Origin of the sequence: Pseudarthrobacter sp. CC12 (assembly GCF_039907755.1) — a bacterium.
In the GTDB taxonomy this organism is placed as follows: Bacteria; Actinomycetota; Actinomycetes; order Actinomycetales; family Micrococcaceae; genus Arthrobacter; species Arthrobacter niigatensis.
The window spans coordinates 71,374-95,386 of the sequence record NZ_JARDJH010000008.1 but is presented as its reverse complement, the minus strand read 5'-3'; the positions used below and the strand labels follow the sequence as shown (position 1 = coordinate 95,386).

The 24,013-nt window shown below is 62.5% G+C and carries 24 protein-coding genes; 20 read left to right on the top strand and 4 right to left on the bottom strand.

Going from position 1 to position 24,013, the window contains the following annotated elements:
* Position 1 precedes the first annotated feature (1 nt).
* Positions 2–1,087, top strand: coding sequence for a redox-regulated ATPase YchF (gene ychF / locus PV772_RS08810; protein ID WP_347885901.1), 1,086 nt, complete (start codon positions 2–4; stop codon positions 1,085–1,087).
* Between the two features lie 32 nt (positions 1,088–1,119).
* On the opposite strand, the gene PV772_RS08805 is transcribed toward ychF, so the two are convergent.
* The gene (locus PV772_RS08805) at positions 1,120–2,226 is read right to left on the bottom strand and encodes a site-specific integrase (RefSeq protein ID WP_347885900.1); all 1,107 of its coding nucleotides are present in this window, start codon (positions 2,224–2,226) and stop codon (positions 1,120–1,122) included.
* Positions 2,227–2,229: 3 nt separating this feature from the next.
* The gene (locus PV772_RS08800; protein ID WP_347885899.1) at positions 2,230–2,856 is read right to left on the bottom strand and encodes a helix-turn-helix transcriptional regulator; all 627 of its coding nucleotides are present in this window, start codon (positions 2,854–2,856) and stop codon (positions 2,230–2,232) included.
* A gap of 98 nt (positions 2,857–2,954) precedes the next feature.
* Here PV772_RS08800 and PV772_RS08795 point away from each other — a divergent pair, with 98 nt between their 5' ends.
* The 11 genes from PV772_RS08795 (at position 2,955) to PV772_RS08745 (ending at position 10,779) form a co-directional block, all read left to right on the top strand.
* A complete protein-coding gene (locus tag PV772_RS08795; protein ID WP_347885898.1) occupies positions 2,955–3,149 on the top strand; it encodes a helix-turn-helix domain-containing protein in 195 nt (64 codons plus the stop codon).
* Positions 3,149–3,397, top strand: coding sequence for a hypothetical protein (locus tag PV772_RS08790; RefSeq protein ID WP_347885897.1), 249 nt, complete (start codon positions 3,149–3,151; stop codon positions 3,395–3,397). Before PV772_RS08795 ends, PV772_RS08790 begins: the two co-directional genes overlap by 1 nt.
* Before the next feature lie 12 nt (positions 3,398–3,409).
* A complete protein-coding gene (locus tag PV772_RS08785; protein WP_347885896.1) occupies positions 3,410–3,757 on the top strand; it encodes a hypothetical protein in 348 nt (115 codons plus the stop codon).
* 100 nt (positions 3,758–3,857) lie between these two features.
* Positions 3,858–4,919 (top strand): AAA family ATPase, encoded by a 1,062-nt coding sequence (locus PV772_RS08780; protein ID WP_347885895.1) that lies wholly within the window; start codon positions 3,858–3,860, stop codon positions 4,917–4,919.
* Positions 4,916–5,083 (top strand): hypothetical protein, encoded by a 168-nt coding sequence (locus PV772_RS08775; RefSeq protein ID WP_347885894.1) that lies wholly within the window; start codon positions 4,916–4,918, stop codon positions 5,081–5,083. The genes PV772_RS08780 and PV772_RS08775 overlap by 4 nt, the downstream gene beginning before the upstream one ends.
* Positions 5,083–5,718, top strand: coding sequence for a hypothetical protein (locus tag PV772_RS08770; RefSeq protein ID WP_347885893.1), 636 nt, complete (start codon positions 5,083–5,085; stop codon positions 5,716–5,718). Before PV772_RS08775 ends, PV772_RS08770 begins: the two co-directional genes overlap by 1 nt.
* 170 nt (positions 5,719–5,888) lie before the next feature.
* The gene (locus tag PV772_RS08765; protein WP_347885892.1) at positions 5,889–6,089 is read left to right on the top strand and encodes a hypothetical protein; all 201 of its coding nucleotides are present in this window, start codon (positions 5,889–5,891) and stop codon (positions 6,087–6,089) included.
* A complete protein-coding gene (locus PV772_RS08760) occupies positions 6,089–6,340 on the top strand; it encodes a hypothetical protein (protein ID WP_347885891.1) in 252 nt (83 codons plus the stop codon). Before PV772_RS08765 ends, PV772_RS08760 begins: the two co-directional genes overlap by 1 nt.
* Before the next feature lie 166 nt (positions 6,341–6,506).
* Complete coding sequence (locus PV772_RS08755) at positions 6,507–6,656, top strand: hypothetical protein (protein ID WP_347885890.1); 150 nt, start codon at positions 6,507–6,509, stop codon at positions 6,654–6,656.
* A gap of 14 nt (positions 6,657–6,670) precedes the next feature.
* The gene (locus PV772_RS08750; RefSeq protein WP_347885889.1) at positions 6,671–7,408 is read left to right on the top strand and encodes a hypothetical protein; all 738 of its coding nucleotides are present in this window, start codon (positions 6,671–6,673) and stop codon (positions 7,406–7,408) included.
* Positions 7,409–7,866: 458 nt separating this feature from the next.
* The gene (locus PV772_RS08745; protein ID WP_347885888.1) at positions 7,867–10,779 is read left to right on the top strand and encodes a phage tail tape measure protein; all 2,913 of its coding nucleotides are present in this window, start codon (positions 7,867–7,869) and stop codon (positions 10,777–10,779) included.
* A 66-nt stretch (positions 10,780–10,845) separates the two neighbouring features.
* Here PV772_RS08745 and PV772_RS08740 read toward each other — a convergent pair whose 3' ends face one another.
* Complete coding sequence (locus PV772_RS08740) at positions 10,846–11,166, bottom strand: hypothetical protein (protein ID WP_347885887.1); 321 nt, start codon at positions 11,164–11,166, stop codon at positions 10,846–10,848.
* A 59-nt stretch (positions 11,167–11,225) separates the two neighbouring features.
* On the opposite strand from PV772_RS08740, the gene PV772_RS08735 reads away from it, so the two are divergent.
* The 7 genes from PV772_RS08735 (at position 11,226) to PV772_RS08705 (ending at position 20,783) form a co-directional block, all read left to right on the top strand.
* Complete coding sequence (locus PV772_RS08735; protein ID WP_347885886.1) at positions 11,226–11,420, top strand: hypothetical protein; 195 nt, start codon at positions 11,226–11,228, stop codon at positions 11,418–11,420.
* A 213-nt stretch (positions 11,421–11,633) separates the two neighbouring features.
* Complete coding sequence (locus tag PV772_RS08730; RefSeq protein WP_347885885.1) at positions 11,634–13,292, top strand: cryptochrome/photolyase family protein; 1,659 nt, start codon at positions 11,634–11,636, stop codon at positions 13,290–13,292.
* Between the two features lie 66 nt (positions 13,293–13,358).
* Positions 13,359–15,116, top strand: coding sequence for an ABC transporter family substrate-binding protein (locus PV772_RS08725; protein WP_347885884.1), 1,758 nt, complete (start codon positions 13,359–13,361; stop codon positions 15,114–15,116).
* 271 nt (positions 15,117–15,387) lie between these two features.
* Positions 15,388–17,076: an ABC transporter substrate-binding protein gene (locus tag PV772_RS08720; RefSeq protein ID WP_141159874.1), complete on the top strand. Its 1,689-nt coding sequence runs from the start codon at positions 15,388–15,390 to the stop codon at positions 17,074–17,076.
* Between the two features lie 125 nt (positions 17,077–17,201).
* Positions 17,202–18,131 (top strand): ABC transporter permease, encoded by a 930-nt coding sequence (locus tag PV772_RS08715; RefSeq protein WP_141181986.1) that lies wholly within the window; start codon positions 17,202–17,204, stop codon positions 18,129–18,131.
* A complete protein-coding gene (locus PV772_RS08710; protein ID WP_141159876.1) occupies positions 18,121–19,065 on the top strand; it encodes an ABC transporter permease in 945 nt (314 codons plus the stop codon). The genes PV772_RS08715 and PV772_RS08710 overlap by 11 nt, the downstream gene beginning before the upstream one ends.
* 11 nt (positions 19,066–19,076) lie before the next feature.
* On the top strand, positions 19,077–20,783 hold the full coding sequence (locus tag PV772_RS08705) for an ABC transporter ATP-binding protein (protein WP_141159877.1): 1,707 nt from the start codon (positions 19,077–19,079) through the stop codon (positions 20,781–20,783).
* 87 nt (positions 20,784–20,870) lie between these two features.
* Here PV772_RS08705 and PV772_RS08700 read toward each other — a convergent pair whose 3' ends face one another.
* Positions 20,871–21,749: an SGNH/GDSL hydrolase family protein gene (locus PV772_RS08700; RefSeq protein ID WP_347885883.1), complete on the bottom strand. Its 879-nt coding sequence runs from the start codon at positions 21,747–21,749 to the stop codon at positions 20,871–20,873.
* 272 nt (positions 21,750–22,021) lie between these two features.
* On the opposite strand from PV772_RS08700, the gene typA reads away from it, so the two are divergent.
* Positions 22,022–23,950, top strand: a complete 1,929-nt coding sequence (gene typA / locus PV772_RS08695; RefSeq protein ID WP_141159879.1) for a translational GTPase TypA — start codon at positions 22,022–22,024, stop codon at positions 23,948–23,950.
* The last annotated feature ends 63 nt before the right edge of the window (positions 23,951–24,013 follow it).

Below are 24,013 nucleotides of genomic sequence, written 5' to 3'. Positions count from 1 at the left end.
CGTGGCTCTTACTATTGGCATCGTCGGACTGCCCAACGTCGGCAAATCAACCCTCTTCAACGCGCTCACCCGCAACCAGGTCCTGGCCGCGAACTACCCGTTCGCCACCATCGAACCCAATGTCGGCGTCGTGAACCTCCCGGACCCCAGGCTGCAGAAGCTCGCCGGGATCTTCGGCTCGCAGCGCGTCCTGCCCGCCGCCGTTTCCTTTGTCGACATCGCCGGCATCGTGAAGGGCGCATCCGAGGGGGAGGGGCTGGGCAACCAGTTCCTGGCCAATATCCGCGAGGCTGAAGCCATTGCCGAGGTTGTCCGGGTTTTCGACGATCCCGATGTGGTCCACGTTGACGGCAAGGTGGATCCCCGCTCCGACATGGAGACCATCAACACCGAGCTGATCCTTGCCGATCTGCAGACCATCGAAAAAGCCATTCCGCGGATCGAAAAAGAAGTCAAGATCAAGAAGCGGGAAGCCGCAGAGCTCGCCGCCATCAAGGCCGCCCAGGCGGTGCTTGAGCGGGGCGATACCATCTACTCCTCCATCAAGAGCGACAAGCTCGAGATGGAGCACCTCAAGGAGCTGGGCCTGCTTACTGCCAAGCCCTTCATCTACGTGTTCAATGCCGACGAAGGGATCCTGGCCAGCCCGGAAAAGCAGGAAGAGCTGCGCGCCATGGTGGCCCCGGCCGATTGCATCTTCCTCGACGCCAAGCTCGAAGCCGACCTCGTGGAGCTGGACGAGGAAGAAGCCCGCGAGATGCTCGAGATGAACGGCCAGGACGAATCAGGCCTGGACCAGCTGGCACGCGTCGGATTCCACACCCTGGGCCTGCAGACCTACCTCACCGCGGGCCCCAAGGAAGCGCGCGCCTGGACCATCCGGCAGGGGGACACGGCACCGCAGGCGGCCGGCGTCATCCACTCCGACTTCCAGCGGGGCTTTATCAAGGCCGAAGTAGTGTCCTTCGAGGACCTCGTGGACGCCGGTTCCATGGCTGAGGCGAAATCCCGGGGCAAGGTCAGGATTGAAGGCAAGGAATACGTCATGGCGGACGGCGACGTGGTGGAGTTCCGCTTCAACGTCTGATTAGGCCTATTTTTCCGCTTGTTCTAGCGGTTTTACCCTAGGCTAGTCCGCACAGAGTCCGCAGGAATCTTGAGAGCTTGTTCCATCATGGCTCCCGCCGCGGACCTTGTGCGGTCTTCAGCCGTGGGCCACAGGTGCGAATACGTGTTTAGCGTCGTTGTTGCTTTGGCATGGCCTAGGGCTCTTTGGACCGTGACGACGTCACAGCCGGCCGCGATGAGCCCGGAGGCGTAGAAGTGCCTTAGGTCATGCAGGCGGACGTCAGAGAGGCCAGCAGCCTTGACCGTCTTGCGCCACCAGTAACCCGTCGTGTTCTGATGGGGAGGCAGCCCGCCGTCACCGATGAAAAGCCACTGGTGGACGCTGTGCACGCCGATGTGCTCGACGTGCTGGGCAAGCATCTGCACCAGCCCGTCAGGGATATGCACAAGGCGCTCCGAACCGTACTTCGGGGGAGTGATGGCAACCTCACCCTTCCCGGCCCGCTGTACCTGCCGCTGTACCTTCAATGTGCGCCGCAGGAAATCAATGTCAGTGAGCTGCACAGCAGCGGCCTCGCCCAGGCGCAAGCCAGCAAAGGCACACATGGCGACGAGCGGACGGAACTGTATCTCAGCGGCCTCCAGGAGCTTGCCCACGTCTTCGGGGGAGGGGATCACCATGGCGTGCTCTGCCTTCCGGCCCCTGGGAAGCGTCACGCCGTCCGCAGGATCAGCAGCAAGCATCTTGTCATTCCGGGCGCCACGCAGCACTGATCGGACATTGTTGTACCGCGTCTTGATAGTTCCCGGCGCCAAGCCGTCCACGGCCATTTTCTTTACCCAAGCCTCAACGTGAGAGCGCTTGAGCTTTCCGAACTCGACGTCTCCGAACGTGCACGAGCGTACGGCCAAACTCATTGCCTTGGCAGTATTGGCTGCCCATATCTGCCGCTGGGACCAGTCAGCGAAAAACGAGTTGAGCGTGACCTTGCCCGACTTGGGATCCACGTAGGAGCCAGTCACAACTGAAGTGGTGACCTCATCCAGGAAGCGCTGAGCGTCTATCTTCCGCGGGAAGTGCTTAGCGTGTTCCTTGCCCGCGTCGTCACGGTACCGGGCGCGCCAGCGCCCGTCAGGCCGTTTCTGGATGCTTGCCATGGTCTACGCCGGACTCTCATCCCAGCCGGCGCTGTAGTCAGCCTGGAACAGGCGTTCCACGTCATCAGGGGAAGCTTCGCGCCCTAGATAGAGTCGGACAAATTTCGCCATCAGAGCCTCCACTTCAGGGATTTGTTTGCTGTAGAAATACGTGACTTCTTCGTCGCTGACAGGCCAGTTATCTAGACGTTTGGTGATGCCCGCGAGGTATTCGACCCCGTCGGCAGGGCTGCCGTCGATTTCGCGAAACAGCTCCGGATGCCTCTCCAGGTGATCCACTACCTGCCATATGTCCATCAATGTTGTCCAAAGTTCTTGGCCCAGTTTCCGAAGGTCGGAGTTTACCTGCATCCGGAGGGTCCGCAGTTCGACTACTGGCTCCTTGGGCGGTTCACGCACAAGGGCGCCCAAGCTAACACCCAGTGCCCGTGCTATTGAAGCGGCCTCAACAAGCCGCACGGAGCGGGTCCCTTTCTCGATTCGGGAGACGGCCGAGGCGTCAACGCTCATCCCCTCTTTTTCTAGGGCGGCTGCGAAATCTCTTTGACTGAGCCCCCGTGCCTGGCGACCCTGCGCCACGGCCAAACCGAAGAGTTCGTCGGTAGTGGCTGAATTTGGTTGTTGTTGCATGGAGAACATCATATGCGCTTGACAGCAACACGGGCAACCGTTAACTTGGGATTGTCGGCATGAACAATCATTGTCGAAATGGACAATCGGAGGATGATATGGCACTAGCAATTGCAACGCTGCTTACGCTGGCTGAGACGGCGGAGCGACTGAGGAAGTCCGAAGCGCAGCTTCGCTGGATGATCCACGCAGGAACCGCGCCAAAATCAGCCAAGATCGGCGGTCGGCGGATGTTCCGTGCGTCCGACGTGGAGGACTACATCAACGCCGCGTTCGAAGCTCAGGCGTCCTAGTGGAGAAGGTTTACACCAAGGCGGATATGGCTGCGGCCTGGGATTCGGCCTATTGGCACGGCACCAGTCACCAGGGCCCCCTGAACAGCGCCGTGGTGAACGCGAAGAACCCGTACCTTCAGGACGCGAACATGGTGCCGGCGACAACCCCGGCCAAGGCGTGCAAGGTGACCCTGAAGACAAAGAAAGGACGTGGTGAGTCCAACGCCAATCAGAACACCACGTCCTCAGAACCAACCAATTCCTAGAGGGAGATTCCAATGACTCAGCTTACCAAGTGGCCCGCGACCGTCAACGGTCTCATCAGCACAGCCTTAGAACGCGGCGTAAACCCCGCGGACCTGCTGGTAGAGCTCGAACGAGAACTCGGACCCTGCCCACGCCCGCCCGCCGGCTACACCCTTACCAAAGGAAAATCAGAACTTTGGATCGGCGATGACATCGTGAACACCGGCTGGATCCTGACACCCGGCTGGAACTTCGACACCGGCCACTGCATCAACGTCTGGACGGTCAAAGACCGGGACCTCACCCCACAGGAAGCCCTCGAACTTGGTACTGCCCTTATCCAGGCCGCACAGGCGGCCGGCCACCGCGCAGGGAAGTAGGCCGGGGCGGGATGACCATAAGCCAATGGGTGTACTGGGAAATTCGCCGCTGGTTGGCAGACCACGACCCCGACTTCCTGCAAGAGATGGACGCCGCTGAATGACGTATGGAGACGCAACCGCACCCGACCCGCTAGACGGCGTATTTGCAGCTGACTGGCTTACAAGACAGATTCTCCCCGCAGTGGAATACGTCGTCCCCGGCGTTATCCCCGAAGGCCTCACACTCCTGGTGGCGCCCCCGAAGATCGGCAAGTCGTGGATGGTCCTCGGTTTGGGCGTAGCGGCAGCGACGGGGGAACAAGCCTTCGGAACCATCCCGGTAAACCGCCGCCCGGTGCTCTACCTCGCCCTGGAGGACGGAGCTAGGCGCCTCCAGTCCAGACTCCGCACCATCGGAGTAACGACAGGACCCCGTGGCCTATTCTTCATGACGGAAGTCCCAGCCGGCCCCATCGCCACAATCTCCACTTTCCTGGAGCGCAACGCGGAACAGAAGCCGCTAGTCATCCTGGATACCTTGGGCAAGGTCCGCGGAACCTACGGCGGAAACGACGCCTACGGCAACGACTACAGCCAGATGTCATCGCTAAAAGATCTTGTGGACCGGCATCCGGGAACCTCGCTCATCGTTGTCCACCACACCAACAAGGGTGAGAAGTCAGACTTCCTGGACAGCGTTTCGGGTACGCAGGGATTGGCCGGCGCTGCCGACAGCATCCTCCTGATTCAACGGGATCGGCAGACCGAGAGCTCTACCCTCCACGTCACGTCACGGGATGCCATGGAAGGCCAGTATGCGCTCAGCCTTGCAAACGGCATGTGGAGGCTCGACGGATCCAGCCTCAGGGACGCAGCCAACGCCGCCAAGAACAAAGCCACAACCGAAGGCGTGGGCGACGACATGGCAGAACTCATCGCACTCGTGAACAAGTACCCCGAAGGAATGAAGCCAAAAGATATTGCCTCGCTGCTGCACTGGGAAGACAGCAAGGCGCGGCTCTACCTGCGGAGAGCTTGTGAGTCCGGCCGTATCGCTAACCCAAAGCGTGGCCTCTATACCCCTGTAACTAATGAAACTTCTGTAACTCTCCTGACTGAGGAAGACCCTGAAAGTTTCACAAGTAGCAGTAGTTACACCCATATACGGGAGGCGTCGTGAAGCTTTCCAAGGCAGACCTCATCGACCTCTGCGAAATCTACAAAGCCAAAGCCCTCGAAGAACACGACAAGTTCCGGCACTGGCAGGCAAGGGCCATAGAAGCAGAAGCCCGCCTCGCCATATACGAACCAGGCGACGAATCAACACACGAGAAGGGCAACTAATGCCACAGCCAGGAATGCCAGGAAACCTCAGGGGAGAAGACTGGATCGGCAGGGAAATAACCGACATCAAGCGCCAGATCCGCGAACTCGCCGCGGCTAACCCGTTCGGATTGTCCGGGCTGCGTCTGCAAAACGGCGGAATGGTTGTAGAGGGCTACCAGACGGTAAACGGCCCAGCCACCTTCACGGGCAGTCTGGACCTTCCAGCGGGCAGCGTCAGCGACACAGCACTTGCCAACCCTGTTCAGACCGCCACGGCAAGCAGCGGCGTTACGAACTACGCCATCGACACCACATCCACTGTCCGTGCATCCGCTACGCTCACCGTCCCGGCAGGCTTCACAAGGGCCATCATCACTGCCACCGCCACGGCCATGGGAACCAACTCCGGCACCGCGCCGGATTACCTCTACGTTTCCGCGGTAGTGGCAGGAGTCAACGGCGGAGAACTCTACTCATCGGCCGCAGCCGGGCTAGGCGTAGGAATCGCCGCACCATTCAATCCCACCCTTACCGGACTCACAGACGGCCAAGTGATCACGGTGGGAGTAGCCACCCGCGCCGGCACCGCCACATGGACAGCCGCCACAGCCAATCAGGCCAGTGTGGCCGCGACCGCCATCTTCCTGAAGTAGGAGCCACCCATGACCGCCCAGACCCCCGAACCCACAGCCCCAATCACGGACGCCCCGCTAACCTTCCAGGCACCGCCACCCGAGACACCAGGAGCCCCCAACCCGATCCCCCGCGGTATCCCATTCAACGAGCCCATAACGCCCACAACCACGACGACGGAGGCCCAGGCATGACTGACGCGTTCCTCTCAGACCCCCGCATCACATCAGCGGTAACCCCGGAAGTCCTCGCCTTCTTACGGCAGAACCAGCCGGCCCCAGGCGCCGACCCGGACACCGAAATTGGCCACTGGATCGCAGTAACAGCATGCGTCCTCGACGAACTAGCAAAAGCAAAGCAGAAAATCCGCGAATTGGAGGCAGACGCCTAATGTTCATCACCGCAGCCCACCAGTACGACCGCAACGTATCCGACGCCGCGAACTTCACCGCAGCACCGGCAGAGCTCGGGATCCCCGGCGGCGCACGGGAACCAGGCGTAGTGCTCAGGAACGGCAAAAGCATCAAAGCAGTAATGCCGGTATCTGAGGCCCTGAGGCTGGCCCACCAGATTGCCGACGCCCTGGCCTCACACAAGGCCCGAGCAGGACAGCAGCCCACCAGCGGAAGGGAAACCAACTAATGCCGCAAAAGCACGACCAGGGATGGAAGAAGCGACAGCCCACCGCACAGACCGAACCCACCGCGAATCCCGAACATCTCGCCAGGGCGTTAGTGGACAACGGGCTAGCATCCCCGCAAATCCTCGACCCCCGAGCCAACTACGGCCGACGCAGGGAAACCACACCATGAGCGAACAACCCGACACCACCCCGGAACCCACCGAGCAGGAAGCCGCAGACGCCGCGTTCTACGCATCAATCTACGGCGAACCCAAAGCCCCGGAACTCAGCACCGAAGACCAAGACCTCTACACCCAGATCTTCCCCAACAACTGAAAGACGCAGACACCATGGCACGCTTTGACCCCCGATTCGTCCGCATCAACGACCTCCGCGACATCGTGGACTCCGCCCAGGCCTACGGCATCAAGCCAGACCCCGCAGTAGCCCATGGGCTCAAAGTTCACGACATGATCCACGACCGCGCAGTCACCGCACCAACGGCACGGATTCTCGACCTCAGCGAAGACCAAGCGATTGAGCACACCATCCGCTTGGCTGGCACTTATGCCAGCTCCATCCAGGGCGGCGGACAGAGCGCAGTCCAATTCGCATCCCAGCGCGTACAGGACCAGATCACATCCGAACTACTGGAAGCCCTCGCAGCCGACGCGCCCCGCATCATCAAAGGCATGCGCCCCACGTTCGACGCCGCAGCAGCCCACCTGATCGATGCCACCAAAGCAGGCATCACCGCACGTTCAACAGCCCAAGACGTACTGGACCTCGAAGACGGGAGCGCCGCCGCCATCTGGAACGACCTGCCCGGACACGTCCGCACACTCCAAGGGATCAGGAGCCTACGCGCCAGGCTCTCCACCACGCTAGGTATCGCACCCCAAGACCTCTACGGCCTTGACCCATACGTGGACTACACCGCCTGCTTTGTGCACCCTGACACCGGCATCACACAGGGCTTCATCATCGTCTACCCCAACAACGCAGCCGGCCGCAGCGACTTCGCATCACCCCTCGCTGAATGGCTCGCACTCGCCGCCGCTGCCAACGGCAAGATGCAGCTCAACTAGAACCAGGCACACGGCGCGGGCCAGTCACACGCTGGCCCGCAGCCGTGACCCAACCACCCCGACAGGAAGCGATGGGGGCATGAACCCAAGGACCAACGAAACGGAACCGCCGGAGAGAACATCTCACACGGCCGCGAATTTCAGCTTTTGTGTGGAAGCACTGGGCACCTTCCCCATTACCCGCCCCCTACCGTTTCGGCCCGCCGGGGACCACGGTTTTGTTCTGTACGGGATGGGGGAACTCGGAATGCTCAGCGTGGGGGAGCAACCCAAAGCACTTCCAGCCCCTCCACCGACGGTGATCCCTGCGTACCGGGCGCATAGTTCAGACATCCCTGAAACTCTGTGCCGTGGGGGCATGCTCCATTGGCCATCTCTCACCACCACCGACGGTGAGCACCCTCGCAGTTCAGAGCAAGCTGAAATGTCACAACAACAAATGAAAGGTAGGCCAAAAAATGGCCGATAGAAGCATCTCGATATCGATCGAGGCGAAGGTATCCAATTTCGTCTCCAACATCAAGACGGCGCAGAAGTCCGCGGAGGATTTCGCTAGCCGGACTGCCGCGTTCGCCAAGGACCATGAGCAGAATCTAGACCGTGTTGGCAAGGCGTCCATGGTCATGGGCGGCGCTCTCCTGGCCGGCGTGGGACTGGCGATCAAGGCCTATTCCGAGTTCGACTCGGCAATGAGCGAAGTCCAAAGCTCAACTCACGAGTCAGCGGCAAACATGGACTTGCTGAGGGAAGCGGCAGTCAATGCCGGCGCAGATACCGCATTTTCAGCGAAGGAAGCAGCGCAGGGCATTGATGAACTAGCCAAAGCGGGCGTATCAACTAAAGACATTCTGGGCGGCGGTCTAACCGGCGCCCTTTCTCTTGCCGCCGCTGGTTCACTGGGCGTGGGGGAGGCCGCGGAAATCGCAAGCTCGGCACTCACCCAGTTCAAACTCTCAGGCGACAAGGTCCCGCACCTTGCAGACCTGTTGGCCGCTGGTGCTGGGAAGGCTCAGGGATCCGTGCATGACCTTGGAGCAGCCCTGAATCAGACAGGGCTTGTGGCGGCCTCCACGGGGCTGTCCATTGAGGAAACAACTGGTGGGCTTGCCGCGTTCGCCTCAGCCGGGCTTATTGGCTCAGACGCCGGTACATCTATGAAGACTATGCTTCAGAGGCTTACCCCGCAGTCCAAGGAAGCTGCCGAGAAGATGCAGGAACTTGGCATCTCCGCTTACGACTCACAGGGCAATTTCCGGGGCCTTGCAGCTTTCGCGGACAACCTCAAAACGTCCATGGCTGACCTGACGCCGGAGGCACGTAACGCGGCGATGGGGATTATCTTCGGTTCCGATGCTGTGCGCGCTGCCAACGTGCTGTACGAGCAGGGCGCGACTGGGATTAAGGACTGGACAGACAAGGTCAACGATCAGGGCTATGCAGCGGTAACAGCGTCCATCAAGACCGATAACCTCGCGGGCGATATTGAGCGTCTGGGCGGCTCGTTTGACTCCGTACTCATCAAGAGCGGTTCCGGTGCTGCCGAGTCCCTGCGCGGCCTTGTGCAGGGCGCTGAGGACTTTATAGACGCCATAGGGAAGATCCCTACGCCTATCCTGAATATGGGCCTTGGAATCGCCGGTGTAGCCGGTGGCGCTCTCCTGCTGGGCGGAGGTCTGATGACTGCACTGCCCAAGGTAGTGGAGTTCCGCACTTCAATGTCAGACCTTGCTGAGGCTTCCCCGCGTGCAGCTTCGGGCATCGGGAAAGTTGCTAAGGCCGCTGGCATCGCAGCAGCGGCGATGATCGGCCTGGAAATCTTCAACGCGGTTGCTTACGACAAGCACACCCACTCCACGGAGGAACTGGGCAACGCCATCCTCAAGCTGAATAAGGCAGCCTCAGGGGACGGTATATCCGCGCTGAATGCAGCCCTCAGCGACTTCGGCAATTTCGCCGGCAAGAAGATCGGCCCGGACATCAATTCCGCTGCGGACGCTATCGCCAGGATCACGCACCCGCAGGGCGCGGACGGTATCAACCGCTGGGCAGACCAGGCATTCTCTTGGACGCCCCTTGCTAAGTCTGAAACGACGCAGGTTGATGAGGCACTGGGCAAGCTTGGCGACGAGCTGGGAAACCTCGCACGCAACGGCGGAGCAGACGCCGCGGCACAGTCATTCAAGAAGTTGTCTGACGAGTTCATAAAGAACGGATCCACCGCACAGGACGCACTGGACCACCTGCCCGGCTACAAGGACGCACTGCTTGGGCTTGCTAACCAGGCGGGCGTAACCCTCAGCGCCCAGGATCTTCTGGACTACGCCATGGGCAAGGTCCCGGCATCCATGCAAGGTGCGTCCGCGGCGGTTGAAACCTACACCAGCAAGACGGGTGAGGCTAAGCCGGTGACTGAGGCGATGGCTAAGGCGTTGGAAGAGGTTGATCTTTCCGCGGCTGGGGCGATCACTGACATTGACGCTTTCGGTAAGTCATTGTTCGCCGCTGGGCTGTTGTCGCTGTCTGCGTCGGATGCTGCTATCGCCGTACAGGATGCCATTGACAAGGTGACTGAGTCGGTGCAGAAGAACGGCACGACGCTGGACATCAACACGGAGAAGGGCCGGGCGAACCAGTCCGCTTTCAACGGCCTGGCGAGCGCGTCTATCGCGTCGGCTGAGGCTACCGCAAAGGAAACCCTTGCAACGCAGGGTTCGGCGGCGGCTCAGGCACAGTTGCAGGGCTCACTAAGTCAGTCGTATGCGGACCTTATCCGGGCGGCTGGTCAGTTCGGTATCACTGGTGACGCGGCGGACACGATGGCGCGTAAAGCGTTGGGTATCCCGAAGAACGTCAACATTGATGCGTGGATCGCTGACCACGCATCAGCCACCCTGGAGGGCATCAAGGGTAAGGCTGACGGGCTGGATGGCCGGCAGGTAACCATGACGATCATTGAGCGGAACATCCGCACCATTGAGACACAGGTCAAGGGCGGTTCGGATGGTTTCGGGGATGACCCGTCGATGACTGCGCTACGCCGGGCAACTGGTGGCCGCGTCTACGGTCCCGGCACTACAACGTCAGACTCTGTCCCGGCTTGGTTGTCTAAGGATGAGTACGTGTTGAAGGCGTCGGCGGCTAAGGCCATCGGTTACGAGAACCTTGACCGGCTCAACGGGGCGGACACGCAGCCGCTAAAGGCGGGGTTCCAGTACGCGCCGGCTGCTGCCCCTGCCCGCCAGTCGGTTGCCGTCGCTTCCGGCGAGAACGCCCCGCGCTCGGTCAACTACAACACCACGATCAATCAGGTAGACGACCCGACAGGCACCGCACACGCGGTATCCCGGAGGCTCGCCGCTTTCGTACCGTAACCGCAACACCACAAGAGCCCCGTCTGGTTGAATTACCGGGCGGGGCTCTTTTTTGGCGTGACCGTGCTAAATAGCGCTGGGTGTTTTTTCGAAAATGAGAGTTTTCGACGAGCCGCTGGAAGTCGTTTGAGTCTCGTTCATAAGTCGGTATCCCCTGGCTTTCGCGCCTAAAACCACCGTCTCATACTTGGGTGACCGCGGATGAATCTTGAACACCACGTTGTCACCAACAAACGCCTCATCGAGTATCGCCGGCGCGTTCTCTTCGGCTTTCTTGTGCCCCTTGCTGTCGCTAGCAACCATGCCGATGGCGATCCAGCCGCCTACGCCATAGACCACTACGAAAAATATAATGACAAGGACGACTAGTCCGATAAGTATCCCCATGAGCGGAGTCTAGGTGCTCTCGGGCACTTGGCGCCATGGTTTGACCTAGGATCGACGGCATGACCATTCAAAAGCTGGCCTACTCCATCCAGGAAGCCGCTGAGGCCACTGGATACAGCTCCGACACTATCCGTAAGGCGCTCCGCAACAATGATCTTGTTGCCCGCTACGCCAATTCGAAACCAGTCGTTCTGGCCGAGGAACTGGCGGACTGGCTTCGGTCGCTGCCAACCGAAGCGCCGGCGGACCAGTAGGTATTAGTCCGCAAAAAGTCCGCAAGAGGTCCACAAGCTCGCAATTTGAACCGACAACCGCCCACACTGAAAACCCCTAAAATTCAAGGGAAACAAGGCTTGCCAACGCTGCACGGGTTAATAAGGTACGTTCCGCTTCAACGTCTAGCGCCGCTTCGTCAATCAGGCAGGGTGCCGCGGTCCAGTTGCGGCACCCTGCCTTAGGGTTGCGGTATGACTCCCGGCCCGCTCCTGCGCCTCGTCCTGCCCCATCAGCTCTTTGAGCAGCAGCGGGATGGTACGGACCCGGACACGGTCTTTGTGCTCATCGAGCACGACCTCTACTTCCGCCAATACCGGTTCCATTCACACAAGCTGGTCCTGCACCGGGCGTCGATGGCTGGTTTTGCCCGCCGCCTGCGCGCACTTGGGCACGACGTGGTTGTCCTCTACAGCGACCCAGCGCGGATATCCCGTGTCCAGCTGGCGGACCTTGTCCGGCAGCGGCGCCCCCGGGGAGTGTCCTGGTTTGACGTCGTCGATGACTGGCTCGCGAGGGACCTGGAAGCCGGCCTTGAGGACGGCGGTTACAGGATGCGCAGCCAGGACGTGCTTGAGACACCGAATTTCCTGACGTCGCGGGCGCAGTTGGACGACTGGTTCGCGGACAATCCGGCCCGTATGCATGACTTCTACATCTGGCAGCGACGGCGGTTGGACATCCTGGTGGACAACGGCGCTCCGGTCGGCGGAAAGTGGTCGTTCGACGCGGACAACCGCAGGAAGCTTCCCCGCGGCTATACCCCACCCACTGTCGGCAGGTTCAGGGGGCACCCCGTGCTCCAGGAGGAGGGGACGTTCAACCTGGATGCGCTGGCATCGCCGGGCAGCGGGCAGGGAAAGGACGCCGGCTCCGACGCCGCGGGCGACGTCGAAACCGCCATCGCCTGGGTCGCCACGGATTTTCCGGATGCCCCTGGAGACCCCCACCTATTCGCCTGGCCCACCACCGCGGAAGAGGCCCAAAGGCACCTGCAGGAGTTTGTCGAAGAACGCCTCGCGGGCTTCGGCCCCTACGAAGATGCGATCTCCGCAGCGCATCCATTCGTCAACCACGGCCTGCTGACCCCCGGGCTCAACATCGGCCTTCTGAACCCGGGCGATATCCTGCAGGCAGTTCTGGCGGGTGCGGATGAAAATACCCCGCTCGCCTCCCTTGAGGGCTTTGTGCGCCAGGTCATTGGCTGGCGGGAGTACATGCGCGCCACGTACCGGCTGCGCGGCCGCCGGATGCGCACTGCCAACCTGCTCAACCACCGGAACCAGCTGGGACCCGGCTGGTGGGATGCAACTACTGGCTTGCTGCCCGTGGACCTGGTGATATCCCGCGTACTTGCCACGGGGTATGCGCACCACATCGAACGGCTCATGGTGCTGGGCAACGCCATGTCCCTGCTCCGGATCCATCCTGACGACGTCTACGAGTGGTTCATGGAAATGTTCGTCGATGCCTACGACTGGGTGATGGTGCCCAACGTCTACGCCATGAGCCAATTCGCCGCAGGGGCGGACATCACCACAAAGCCCTATGTGTCAGGCAGCAACTACTTGCGGAAAATGTCCGACCTGCCGCCGGGGGAGTGGATGCCTGACTGGGATGCGCTGTACTGGGCCTTCATCCAGGACCACCGGCTGGTTTTCGAGCGGAACCCGCGCTCGCGGATGATCGTTTCCCTTCTTGACCGGATGGAGCCCGGCGTGCGGGAGGGCCACCGGCGAAGGGCCTGCGGGCTGCTTAACCGGCCCGGGGCGGACAGGTTGTTGCAGGGGCCCCCTCCTGCATCCGGAGGGGGTGCGGATCCGGGTACCGGGCCGCAGCACCAAGTATCCTGAGTATGCAGGGCGTGATCGCAGCGGCCCCAGTCCCCTCCGGAGAGGGAAAAACCACAAGGAGGCGGCATGCCGGTCAGGCGCCTGATGCAGTTGCTCACCGCGGCGTTGGCGGCAGCCCTGGTCCTGTCCGGCTGTTCTGGCGGCAGCGCCCCGTCCGTGGTGGTGGGGGAGGCGAAGCGCGGCGGCAGCGTCACCGTGGCAGAAGTCAATGCGTTCTCCTCGTTCAACCCCTACAGCGCCGGCGGCAATACCGACATCAACTCCAAGATCGGTGCCATTACGCACTCCGGCTTCTACTACCTGGACGACAGCTCCAAAGTGGTCCGCAATGACAAGTTCGGGCACTTCGAGAAGGTCTCGGACCAGCCCCTCAAGGTGAAGTACACGGTCAACGAGGGCGTGAAGTGGTCAGACGGGGCCCCGATCGGCGCGGCAGACCTCCTGCTGGCCTGGGCTGCAGGATCGGGGTATTTCGACGACGTCGATCCTGTTGCCGGCAAGGGCACCAAATACTTTTCCGTCGCCTCGGACACCACGGGCCTGGCGGGCACCCTGTTCCCCGACATCGGTTCGGACGGCCGGTCCATCACCATTGAGTACGCCGCGCCCTACGCTGACTGGGAAGTGGCCTTCGACGTCGGACTCCCAGCCCACGTCGTTGCTGCAAAAAGTGGACTCAACGACGAAAAAGACCTGGTCAATCTCCTCAAGGACACGCCGCGGGGCAACCCGGAAAAGCCGGCCTCCAACCCGGCCCTCAAGAAGGTCAGCGACTTCTGGAACACCGGGTTCGACGCGAAATCCATTCCCGATGACCCCGCGCTGTACCTCTCCAGCGGCCCCTACATTGTCCGCGACATCGTGCAGGGTGTCTCCATGAAACTGGTCCGGAACCGGGACTACGTGTGGGGCGCCGAACCCTGGCTCGATGAAATCAACGTCAGGTTCACAGGGGCCGTGCCGGCTGCAGTCGACGCCCTGCGCAGCGGCCAGGCAGACATCATCTCGCCCCAGCCTTCGGCCTCAACGGACAGCCTCCTCAGCGGACTCTCCAGCCAGGGCATCACCGTTCAACGCTACAAGCAGTCCGCCTATGACCACCTTGATTTGAACTTCACCGGGACGTTCTCCGACAAGGATGTCAGGGAGGCCTTCCTGAAGACTGTGCCGCGGCAGGCGATCGTGGATGCGGTGGTGGGAACCCAGGACACCAAGCCGCTGGATTCGCAGGTGTTCCTCCCCGGCCAGCCGAAGTACGACGACACCGTGAAGAACAACGGGTCCGCCGACTACGCCAAGGTGGACATCGATGGGGCAAAAAAGCTCCTGAAGGGCGCCTCTCCCAGCATCCGCATCCTCTACAACCGCGACAACCCGAACCGGGCCAGGGCATTCGGCTTGATCCGCGATTCAGCCGCGCTGGCGGGATTCAAGGTGGTCGACGGCGGACTGGCAAGCGCCGACTGGCCCGCGGCGTTGAGCCGCGGCGGCTTTGAGGCCGCCCTCTCAGGGTGGATCGGGACCGAGGTGGGCGTCAGCAGGGTGCCACAGATTTTCCGCACCGGGGCAGGCAGCAACTTCACGGGATATTCCGACGGCGACGCGGACAAGATCATGGAACAACTCGCCGCCACGACGGATCTCGGTAAGCAGGACGAGCTCCTGGCCGAGATCGACAAGCACGTGTGGGAGGACGCCTACGGGCTGCCGCTCTACCAAACCCTGGGTACCACAGCCTTCAGCTCCAGGGTGGCCGGAGTGAAGACGAGCCCTGGACCGCTGGGCGTCTGGTGGAACGTGTGGGACTGGCGGCTGTCCCAGTAAGCGCGCCTGGCGTGGGCTCCTTTGGCGCCCGCGGCGCCGATTCGCCGTCCGGCCTACCGCCGAGTAGCATGTGACGTGCCTAACTATCCACACCTGACGGGGGCATTGCACTGCCCCGGTCACGGTTTGGCAACGGAGTACCAATATCTGGACTGCGTGCGGTTAGGCTAACTCGTATTGTGTAGGTTCCGTCACAGCGGTGAGCTGCTTCGGCCTGCGGGGAAGCACAAGATTCCCCTATACATCTCTCCCACAACTCATAGGAGGCGGAATGCGTTTTACGCGCACTTCCAAAGCACTGGGCATCGTGGCGGTCGCCGCGCTTGCCCTGACCGGGTGCGGCGCCGGCGGCGGCGGCGGCACTGACGGATCCAGCAACGCAGCCGGCGATCCGAACAAGGTCATCACCGCCTACAGCAACGAGCCACAAAACCCGTTGCTGCCGGCAAACACCGGAGAGGTTTATGGCGGCCGCGTCGTCAACCTGCTCTTCGAAGGTCTCCGCAGCTACGACGCGAACGGCAAGGCAGTCAATGCGCTGGCCGAATCCATCGAGTCTCCCGACGCGCAGAACTGGACCATCAAGGTCAAGCAGGGCCAGAAGTTCACCAACGGTGAGGCCATCACGGCCAAGACCTTCGTCGACTCCTGGAACTTCGCCGCCAACTCGAAGAACCTGCAGCAGAACGGCTTCTTCTTTGAGTCCATCGAGGGCTACCCGGAAGTATCCGCGGTAACGTCCTCGACAGGTGCGGACGGCAAGAAGACCACCACTCCCGCGCCGACCGCCGACACGATGTCGGGCCTGAAGGCGACGGATGACTCGACCATCACGGTCAAGCTCGCCCAGCCTGAGGCCGACTGGTCCCTGCGCCTCGGTTACTCCGCCTTCTACCCCATGCCCTCCGCAGCACTGAAGGACCCCAAGTCCTACGGTGAGAACCCCGTGGGCAACGGTCCCTACAAGTTCGAGAAGCAGGGCTCCTGGGTCCACGACCAGTCCATCTCCCTGGTCAAGAACGCCGACTACAACGGCACCCGCCCCGCCAAGAACGGTGGCGTGACGTTCAAGTTCTACACCGATCCGGGCCCCGCTTACACGGACCTGCAGTCGGACAACCTGGACATCACCGACGTCCTGCCGTCCAACGCCCTGAAGACCTACGTCAACGATTTCCCGGACCGCAATGCCACCAAGGCTGTTGCCACCGACTCCACGCTGAACATCCCCGGTTACAACCCGAACTTCCAGGGTGAAGCCGGCAAGCTGCGCCGCCAGGCACTGTCCTACGCCATCAACCGCGAGGAAATCGCCAAGGTGGTCTTCAACGGCACCCGTACCCCGGCCAAGGCGTTCGCGCCGCCGGTCATCGACGGTTTCAAGGAAGGCCTCAAGGGCAGCGAAGTCCTGAAGTTCGACGCCGCCAAGGCAAAGGACCTGTGGGACCAGGCCAACAAGATCAAGCCGTACGACGACTCCAAGCCGCTCCAGATTGCCTCCAACACCGACGGCGGCAACAAGGAATGGATCGACGCCGTAACCAACGGCTTCAAGAACAACCTCGGCATCCAGGCTGAAATCCAGCCCTTCGCCAAGTTCGCCGAAGTCCTGAACCTGCGCAAGTCCCAGCAGCTTCCGGGCCTGACCCGCTCCGGTTGGCAGGGTGACTACCCGTCGCTCTACAACTTCCTGGGTCCGGTTTGGGCCACTGACGCTCCGTCGAACTACGAGAAGTACTCGAACCCCGAGTTCGACAAGCTCCTCAAGGAAGGCCTTGCCAGCAAGACCACCGACGAGGCAAACGCCAAGTTCAACCAGGCGCAGGAGATCCTGTTCCAGGACCTGCCCGGCCTGCCGCTGTGGGACCAGGCACGTCCGATCGTGTGGAGCAACAACATCACGAAGGCCGAAACTGGCTGGAACGGTGAAATTCTCTACTACGGCATCACCGCCAAGTAGTCCCAGATCTAACTTGCCGTAAGGCTGATGGGGGTTCCGGTCACGTCCGGGCCCCCATTGGCTTGCAAGCGGCAGGAAGGCATTCATGAACGCGTTTTCCCCTTTACCGGAAGGCAGGTGATCCTGTGATCCGGTTCATCCTGCGCCGACTCCTCCAGGTGATCCCTGTTTTCCTCGGCACTACCCTCTTGGTGTACTACATGGTGTTCGCCCTGCCGGGCGATCCCATCGCGGCGCTGTTCGGCGACCGCCAGCCCCCGCAGTCAGTCATCGACACCCTGCGCACCCAGTACAACCTGGACCAACCCTTCTGGGTCCAGTACGGACTGTTCCTCAAGAACCTCTTCACGTTTAACCTGGGCAATGACTTCACGGGGCAGCCGATTGCAGCCAGCCTCGCCCGCGTCTTCCCCGTGACGGCGATGCTCGCCATTGAGGCACTGGCCATCCAGGCCATCTTCGGCGTTGCCTTCGGCGTCTTCGCCGGCCTGCGCCGTGGTGGCTGGTTCGACTCCACTGTCCTGGTCGCCTCGCTGGTGGTCATCGCAGTCCCCACCTTCGTCCTGGGCTTCGTCTTCCAGCTCGTGTTCGGCGTGCAGCTTGGCTGGGCAAAACCCACCGTGGGCGCCAACGCCAACTGGGTCACCCTGCTGTTGCCGGCGGTGGTCCTTGGACTCGTGTCCTTCGCCTATGTCCTTCGCCTGACCCGTGCATCGGTCAGCGAGAACATGAACGCCGACTACGTGCGGACAGCCACCGCCAAGGGCCTTTCCCGGCCGCGGGTAGTGGTGGCGCACATCCTGCGTAACTCACTGATCCCGGTAGTGACCTACCTGGGCGCCAACCTTGGCGGCCTCATGGGCGGTGCCATTGTTACTGAAGGCATCTTCAACGTTCCCGGAGTCGGCAACAAGCTCTACCAGGCTGTCCTCCGCAGTGAAGGCCCCACCATCGTCTCCATCGTCAGCGTGCTGGTGCTGGTGTTCGTGGTGGCCAACCTGCTTGTCGATCTTTTGTACGCCTGGCTTGACCCGAGGATCCGCTATGACCAGTAATAACAGCCACTTCGTGGCCCCCATTGATGAGACCCCGCTGCAGGCCACTGACGCCGTGAAGGCGGACCAAGCCCCGCTCAGCCTGTGGGCCGATGCCTGGCGCAAGCTCCGGCGTCGTCCGCTGTTCATCATCTCGGCACTGCTCATCCTTGCCCTGATTGTGGTTGCGCTGTTCCCGGGCCTGTTCACATCGACGCCCCCCAACGAGGGCTGTGAGCTGGCCAATTCCGAAGGCGCCCCCACGGCCGGGCACCCGTTCGGCTTCACTTTCCAGGGCTGCGACGTCTACTCCAGGGTTATCCACGGCACGCAGGCCTCGCTTTCCGTAGGCCTGCTTTCCGTCCTCTGCGTGCTGGTGATCGGTGTGACACTCGGCGCCCTCGCCGGCTATTACGGTGGCTGGGTCGACGCCGTCCTCGCACGCCTGGGTGACATCTTCTTCGCCCTGCCGCTGGTCCTGGGTGCCTTGGTGATCACGCAGCTGCCCCTTTTCCGGGAGAACAAGAGCGTGTGGACCGTGGTGTTCGTCATTTCGCTCCTTGCGTGGCCGCAGATGGCCCGCATCACCCGCGGAGCCGTCATCGAAGTACGCAACGCGGACTTCGTTACCGCTGCCCGCGCGCTGGGGGTCTCCAAGTTCGGCGCACTGATCCGCCACGTCCTGCCCAACGCTTTGGCTCCGATCATCGTCCTGGCGACGCTGGAACTGGGCGTGTTCATCGTGGCCGAAGCCACCCTGTCCTTCCTGGGTATCGGTCTGCCCCAGAGCATCATGTCCTGGGGCAATGACATCGCCGGCGCGCAGGCATCGATCAGGACCCGGCCGGAAATCATGCTCTACCCGGCCGCGGCGCTGTCCATTACGGTGTTGAGCTTCATCATGCTCGGGGACGCCGTGCGTGACGCCCTGGACCCGAAGAGCCGTCAGCGATGAGAGATAACAAGATGACCAGTGCAGACGTCCGTATTGATGAATCCGGGGCCGCCGGTGTAAGGCCGCTGCTCGAGATCCGCGACCTTGCCATCACCTTCAAGACCGGCAGCGGCGAGGTCAAGGCAGTGCGTAATGCGCACCTGACCATCATGCCCGGCGAAACCGTAGCCATCGTGGGCGAGTCGGGCTCCGGCAAGTCCACCACCGCCCTGGCCGCCATCGGCCTGCTGCCCAACAACGGCAAGGTGTCCGGCGGCCAGATCCTGCTCGACGGCGAGGACATCGCCCATGCGAGCGAGCAACGCATGATCGAGCTGCGCGGCAACACCATCGGCATGGTTCCGCAGGACCCGATGTCCAACCTGAATCCCGTGTGGAAGATCGGGTACCAGGTCCGGGAGACACTGCGGGCGAACGGCCGGCCCAGCGGTCCGGACGATATCGCCAAGGTGCTGTCCCAGGCGGGACTTCCGGACGCGAAGCGCCGGGCCGGCCAGTACCCGCACGAGTTCTCCGGCGGTATGCGCCAGCGTGCACTGATCGCCATTGGCCTCTCCTGCCAGCCGCGCCTGCTGATTGCGGACGAGCCGACGTCGGCCCTCGACGTCACTGTCCAGCGGCAGATCCTGGACCACTTGGAGACCATGACCAAGGACCTGGGCACGTCGGTGCTGCTGATCACCCACGATCTTGGCCTGGCCGCCGAGCGTGCCGACAAGGTCGTGGTCATGTACCAGGGCCGCGTCGTTGAGGCGGGCCCGTCACTGGAACTGTTGCGCAATCCCCAGCACCCGTACACCAAGCGGCTCGTCGAGTCCGCGCCTTCCCTTGCCAGCCGCCGCATCCAGGTGGCCAAGGAACAGGGCGTGGAGACGTCGGACCTGCTGGCACCTGCCGCCGAAACGGTGAAGCCGGAGACCTTCCTGCAGATCCAGGACCTGCGGAAGGTCTACAAGCTCCGCTCGGGGCTGGGCAAGGCGACGGACTTCGCAGCCGTCGACGGCGTGAGCTTCGACGTCCGGCGCGGCACCACGACGGCGATCGTGGGGGAGTCCGGATCCGGCAAGTCCACAGTGGCCAAGATGGTGCTCCAGCTGGAAAAGCCGACGGACGGGAGGATCCTGTTCGACGGCGTCGACACGTCGGCCCTGAAGCCCGGCGAACTGTTCAAGTTCCGCCGGCGGGTCCAGCCGATTTTCCAGGACCCGTACGGCTCGCTCGATCCGATGTACAACATCTTCCGCACCATCGAGGAGCCATTGCGGGTCCACAAGATCGGGGACCAGGCCAGCCGGGAGAAGAAGGTCCGGACGCTGCTGGACCAGGTGGCACTGCCACAGTCCGCCATGCAGCGCTATCCCAACGAGCTGTCAGGCGGGCAGCGGCAGCGTGTTGCCATTGCCCGGGCACTGGCGCTGGACCCCGAGGTCATCATCTGTGATGAGGCTGTCTCCGCCCTCGACGTCCTGGTTCAGGCGCAAGTGCTGAACCTGCTCGCCGACCTCCAGGCCAACCTTGGGCTGACCTACCTGTTCATCACCCACGACCTCGCAGTGGTGCGGCAAATTGCCGACCATGTGTGCGTCATGGAAAAGGGGCGCCTGGTGGAAACGGGATCCACGGACGATGTCTTCGAGTCGCCCCAGCAGGAATACACGAAGGCCCTGCTCAACGCCATCCCCGGTGCGAAGCTCATGCTTCCGCCCGAGGTGGCGTAGCTGGAGCCTTTCTTCGGAATGGCTGGAGCCGGGACCTTCGGGTCCCGGCTCCTCCCATGTGCGCTGAAGACAGAAACGCTGCGGCTGTCAGTCCTGGAACGTACTGCCCGCTTCGGGCACGGCAGCGAGGGCTCCTTGGGCCGGCGAAGGATTGCGGCCAAGTCCAAGTTCCCGGAGCCTGGCTGCGAGGATTCCGCCAAGGGCCCGGCGGCCATCAGAGTTCATGTGCACCGCATCGGCGAGGTCTTTCGCCAGCCCGTACCTGGTGAGCCAGTCGCCTGCAGAGATGAACGGCAGTCCGTTGGCTCCCGCCACGGCACCCAACACGGCGTCAACCTCGCTCCGGCGGCCGCCGCCGTCGTTCGCTCCGCGCGCCAAGGTGCCGATCATCGCCAGCCGTGTGCCGGGATAGCGGGTCCGGAGTTCAGTGACCAGCCGTTCGGCATTCCGGGCGATCTGTGCGTTGCTTGCCCCGCCGGCGGCATCGTTGCCGCCACCTTCGACCACAATCAATGCGGGAGTGCCGGAGGGGAGAAGCCAGTCTCCGCGCTGCAGGGCGTCTATGTAGTTTCCCGTGGCACCGTTCGCCGCGACGTAGCCCGTGCCGCCGCGGCCGCAAAAGTACACGTTGTACCCGGCGGCAGCGAGGCCCAGGCGCGGCCAGCCGTCAACGGGTTCCGCCTGCGAGTCCCCGATCAGCAGGACGGTGCCGGCGACGTCGGGCACAACCGCTTCCAGCCGTCCGTTGCCTGTATTCAGGACGCGGGCCGTGGCTGCCACGGCAGGTTCGGCGCTGCCGGTCCGGCCGCCGGATACCTGGCCTGCGGCCGCCCGTGACAGGGCTGTACCGGGAACAGCGTCGCCCCCGGTGTTGCCCACGATTCCCGATACCGCCACGAGCGCGGAGACCGCGGCGCAGGCAGCCCAGGCGAAACCACGCAGGGTGCTTGCCTTTGCAGGGGGCATCGTTTGTCTCCGGCGTGCTCAATGGATGGGCTGTGTCACAGACATCATGTCATGCACCGGAATCCTGGAGTGAACTTGGTCACACCCATTGCGGCGCCGTGGCTGATACTGGCTCAATCGGCGGCAGCCTGTCCCGCCGGAATTTAGGCCAACAAATAACTCAGCGGCTAGAATAGAGGAAGGCGCCCTGTGCCAAGGGCCTTGTCCGTCGTGCGTTCCAGTTGGAAATGTCGCGATACAACAGCTGACTCCACTGAATCGAGCCTTTACGCATGTCTGAAACCACCACCAACACTGCGGTAGCCACTGCATCGCGCAGTGACCTCCGCAACGTCGCGATCGTGGCCCACGTTGACCACGGCAAGACCACCCTGGTCGACGCCATGCTCAAGCAGACCAACTCCTTCGCCGAGCACAACCACGTCGAGGACCGGGTCATGGACTCCGGCGACCTGGAGCGCGAAAAGGGCATCACCATCCTGGCCAAGAACACCACGGTGGCCTACAACGGTCCCTCCTCCAACGGCGAGACCATCACCATCAACGTCATCGACACCCCCGGCCACGCCGACTTCGGCGGCGAGGTGGAGCGCGGCCTGTCCATGGTGGACGGCGTCGTGCTCCTCGTCGACTCTTCCGAGGGCCCGCTGCCCCAGACCCGCTTCGTGCTGCGCAAGGCGCTGGCCGCGCACCTCCCGGTGATCCTCCTGGTCAACAAGACCGACCGCCCCGACGCCCGCATTGACGAAGTTGTCCACGAGTCCATGGACCTGCTCCTGGGCCTGGCTTCCGACCTCGCCGATGAAGTGCCGGACCTGGACCTGGACAAGGTCCTGGAAGTTCCCGTTGTGTACGCCGCCGCAAAGGTTGGCCGCGCGTCCCTCGAGCAGCCGGCCAACGGCTCCGCACCGGACAACGAGGACCTCGAGCCGCTCTTCAAGACCATCATTGAGCACATCCCGGCGCCCACGTACAACCCTGAGGGCGTCCTGCAGGCGCACGTCACCAACCTGGACGCTTCCCCGTTCCTGGGCCGACTCGCGCTGCTCCGCATCTACAACGGCACCCTCCGCAAGGGCCAGCAGGTTGCCTGGGCCCGCCAGAACGGTGAGCTGAAGACCGTCAAGATCACCGAACTGCTCGCCACCAAGGCACTGGAGCGCGTTCCGGCCGAGTCCGCCGGGCCCGGCGAGATCGTGGCCGTCGCCGGTATCGAGGACATCACCATCGGTGAAACCCTCACCGACGTCGAGAACCCCCAGCCGCTGCCGCTGATCACCGTGGACGATCCCGCGATCTCCATGACCATTGGTATCAACACCTCCCCGCTGGCCGGCAAGGTCAAGGGCGCCAAGGTCACCGCCCGCCAGGTCAAGGACCGGCTGGACAAGGAACTGATCGGTAACGTCTCCATCAAGGTCCTCCCGACCGAGCGTCCCGACGCCTGGGAAGTCCAGGGCCGTGGCGAGCTCGCACTGGCCATCCTGGTCGAGCAGATGCGCCGCGAGGGCTTTGAACTGACCGTCGGCAAGCCCCAGGTTGTCACCAAGACCATCGACGGCAAGATCCACGAGCCGATGGAGCACATGACCATCGACGTGCCGGAAGAGTACCTCGGCGCCGTCACCCAGCTCATGGCTGCCCGCAAGGGGCGGATGACCAACATGGCCAACCACGGCACCGGCTGGTGCCGCATGGAGTTCATCGTTCCGGCCCGTGGCCTGATCGGGTTCCGCACCCGGTTCCTGACCGACACCCGCGGTGCAGGCATCGCAGCTTCCATCTCAGAAGGCTATGAGCCGTGGGCCGGCCCCATCGAGTACCGCACCAACGGTTCCATGATTGCCGACCGCGCCGGTGTGGTTACCCCGTTCGCCATGATCAACCTGCAGGAACGCGGCTCCTTCTTCGTGAAGCCCACCTCCGAGGTCTACGAAGGCATGATCGTGGGCGAGAACTCCCGAGCCGACGACATGGACGTGAACATCACCAAGGAAAAGAAGCTCACCAACATGCGTGCCGCTTCCTCCGACACGTTTGAGAACTTGACGCCGCCGCGCGAACTCACCCTTGAAGAGTCGCTGGAATTCGCCCGCGAGGATGAGTGCGTCGAGGTGACCCCGGAAGCCATCCGCATCCGCAAGGTCATCCTGGATACCAACGAGCGTGCCAAGGCCAACCGCGCCCGCGCCAAGGCCTAGTAACTCCGCAGGTCTGCAGAACGCCACCGGCATTTGCCGGTGGCGTTCTGCGTTAAGCCGGGC

What these genes read in the sequence shown, in the direction of transcription:
- PV772_RS08745 (WP_347885888.1), top strand. Translation starts at nt 7,867, where the DNA reads ATGGCCGATAGAAGCATCTCGATATCGATCGAGGCGAAGGTATCCAAT.
- PV772_RS08730 (WP_347885885.1), top strand. Translation starts at nt 11,634, where the DNA reads ATGACTCCCGGCCCGCTCCTGCGCCTCGTCCTGCCCCATCAGCTCTTT.
- PV772_RS08805 (WP_347885900.1), bottom strand. Translation starts at nt 2,226, where the DNA reads ATGGCAAGCATCCAGAAACGGCCTGACGGGCGCTGGCGCGCCCGGTAC.
- PV772_RS08800 (WP_347885899.1), bottom strand. Translation starts at nt 2,856, where the DNA reads ATGCAACAACAACCAAATTCAGCCACTACCGACGAACTCTTCGGTTTG.
- typA (WP_141159879.1), top strand. Translation starts at nt 22,022, where the DNA reads ATGTCTGAAACCACCACCAACACTGCGGTAGCCACTGCATCGCGCAGT.
- PV772_RS08755 (WP_347885890.1), top strand. Translation starts at nt 6,507, where the DNA reads ATGAGCGAACAACCCGACACCACCCCGGAACCCACCGAGCAGGAAGCC.
- PV772_RS08785 (WP_347885896.1), top strand. Translation starts at nt 3,410, where the DNA reads ATGACTCAGCTTACCAAGTGGCCCGCGACCGTCAACGGTCTCATCAGC.
- PV772_RS08700 (WP_347885883.1), bottom strand. Translation starts at nt 21,749, where the DNA reads ATGCCCCCTGCAAAGGCAAGCACCCTGCGTGGTTTCGCCTGGGCTGCC.
- PV772_RS08735 (WP_347885886.1), top strand. Translation starts at nt 11,226, where the DNA reads ATGACCATTCAAAAGCTGGCCTACTCCATCCAGGAAGCCGCTGAGGCC.
- PV772_RS08770 (WP_347885893.1), top strand. Translation starts at nt 5,083, where the DNA reads ATGCCACAGCCAGGAATGCCAGGAAACCTCAGGGGAGAAGACTGGATC.
- PV772_RS08740 (WP_347885887.1), bottom strand. Translation starts at nt 11,166, where the DNA reads ATGGGGATACTTATCGGACTAGTCGTCCTTGTCATTATATTTTTCGTA.
- PV772_RS08720 (WP_141159874.1), top strand. Translation starts at nt 15,388, where the DNA reads ATGCGTTTTACGCGCACTTCCAAAGCACTGGGCATCGTGGCGGTCGCC.
- PV772_RS08780 (WP_347885895.1), top strand. Translation starts at nt 3,858, where the DNA reads ATGACGTATGGAGACGCAACCGCACCCGACCCGCTAGACGGCGTATTT.
- PV772_RS08725 (WP_347885884.1), top strand. Translation starts at nt 13,359, where the DNA reads ATGCCGGTCAGGCGCCTGATGCAGTTGCTCACCGCGGCGTTGGCGGCA.
- PV772_RS08765 (WP_347885892.1), top strand. Translation starts at nt 5,889, where the DNA reads ATGACTGACGCGTTCCTCTCAGACCCCCGCATCACATCAGCGGTAACC.
- PV772_RS08760 (WP_347885891.1), top strand. Translation starts at nt 6,089, where the DNA reads ATGTTCATCACCGCAGCCCACCAGTACGACCGCAACGTATCCGACGCC.
- PV772_RS08705 (WP_141159877.1), top strand. Translation starts at nt 19,077, where the DNA reads ATGACCAGTGCAGACGTCCGTATTGATGAATCCGGGGCCGCCGGTGTA.
- PV772_RS08795 (WP_347885898.1), top strand. Translation starts at nt 2,955, where the DNA reads ATGGCACTAGCAATTGCAACGCTGCTTACGCTGGCTGAGACGGCGGAG.
- PV772_RS08750 (WP_347885889.1), top strand. Translation starts at nt 6,671, where the DNA reads ATGGCACGCTTTGACCCCCGATTCGTCCGCATCAACGACCTCCGCGAC.
- PV772_RS08710 (WP_141159876.1), top strand. Translation starts at nt 18,121, where the DNA reads ATGACCAGTAATAACAGCCACTTCGTGGCCCCCATTGATGAGACCCCG.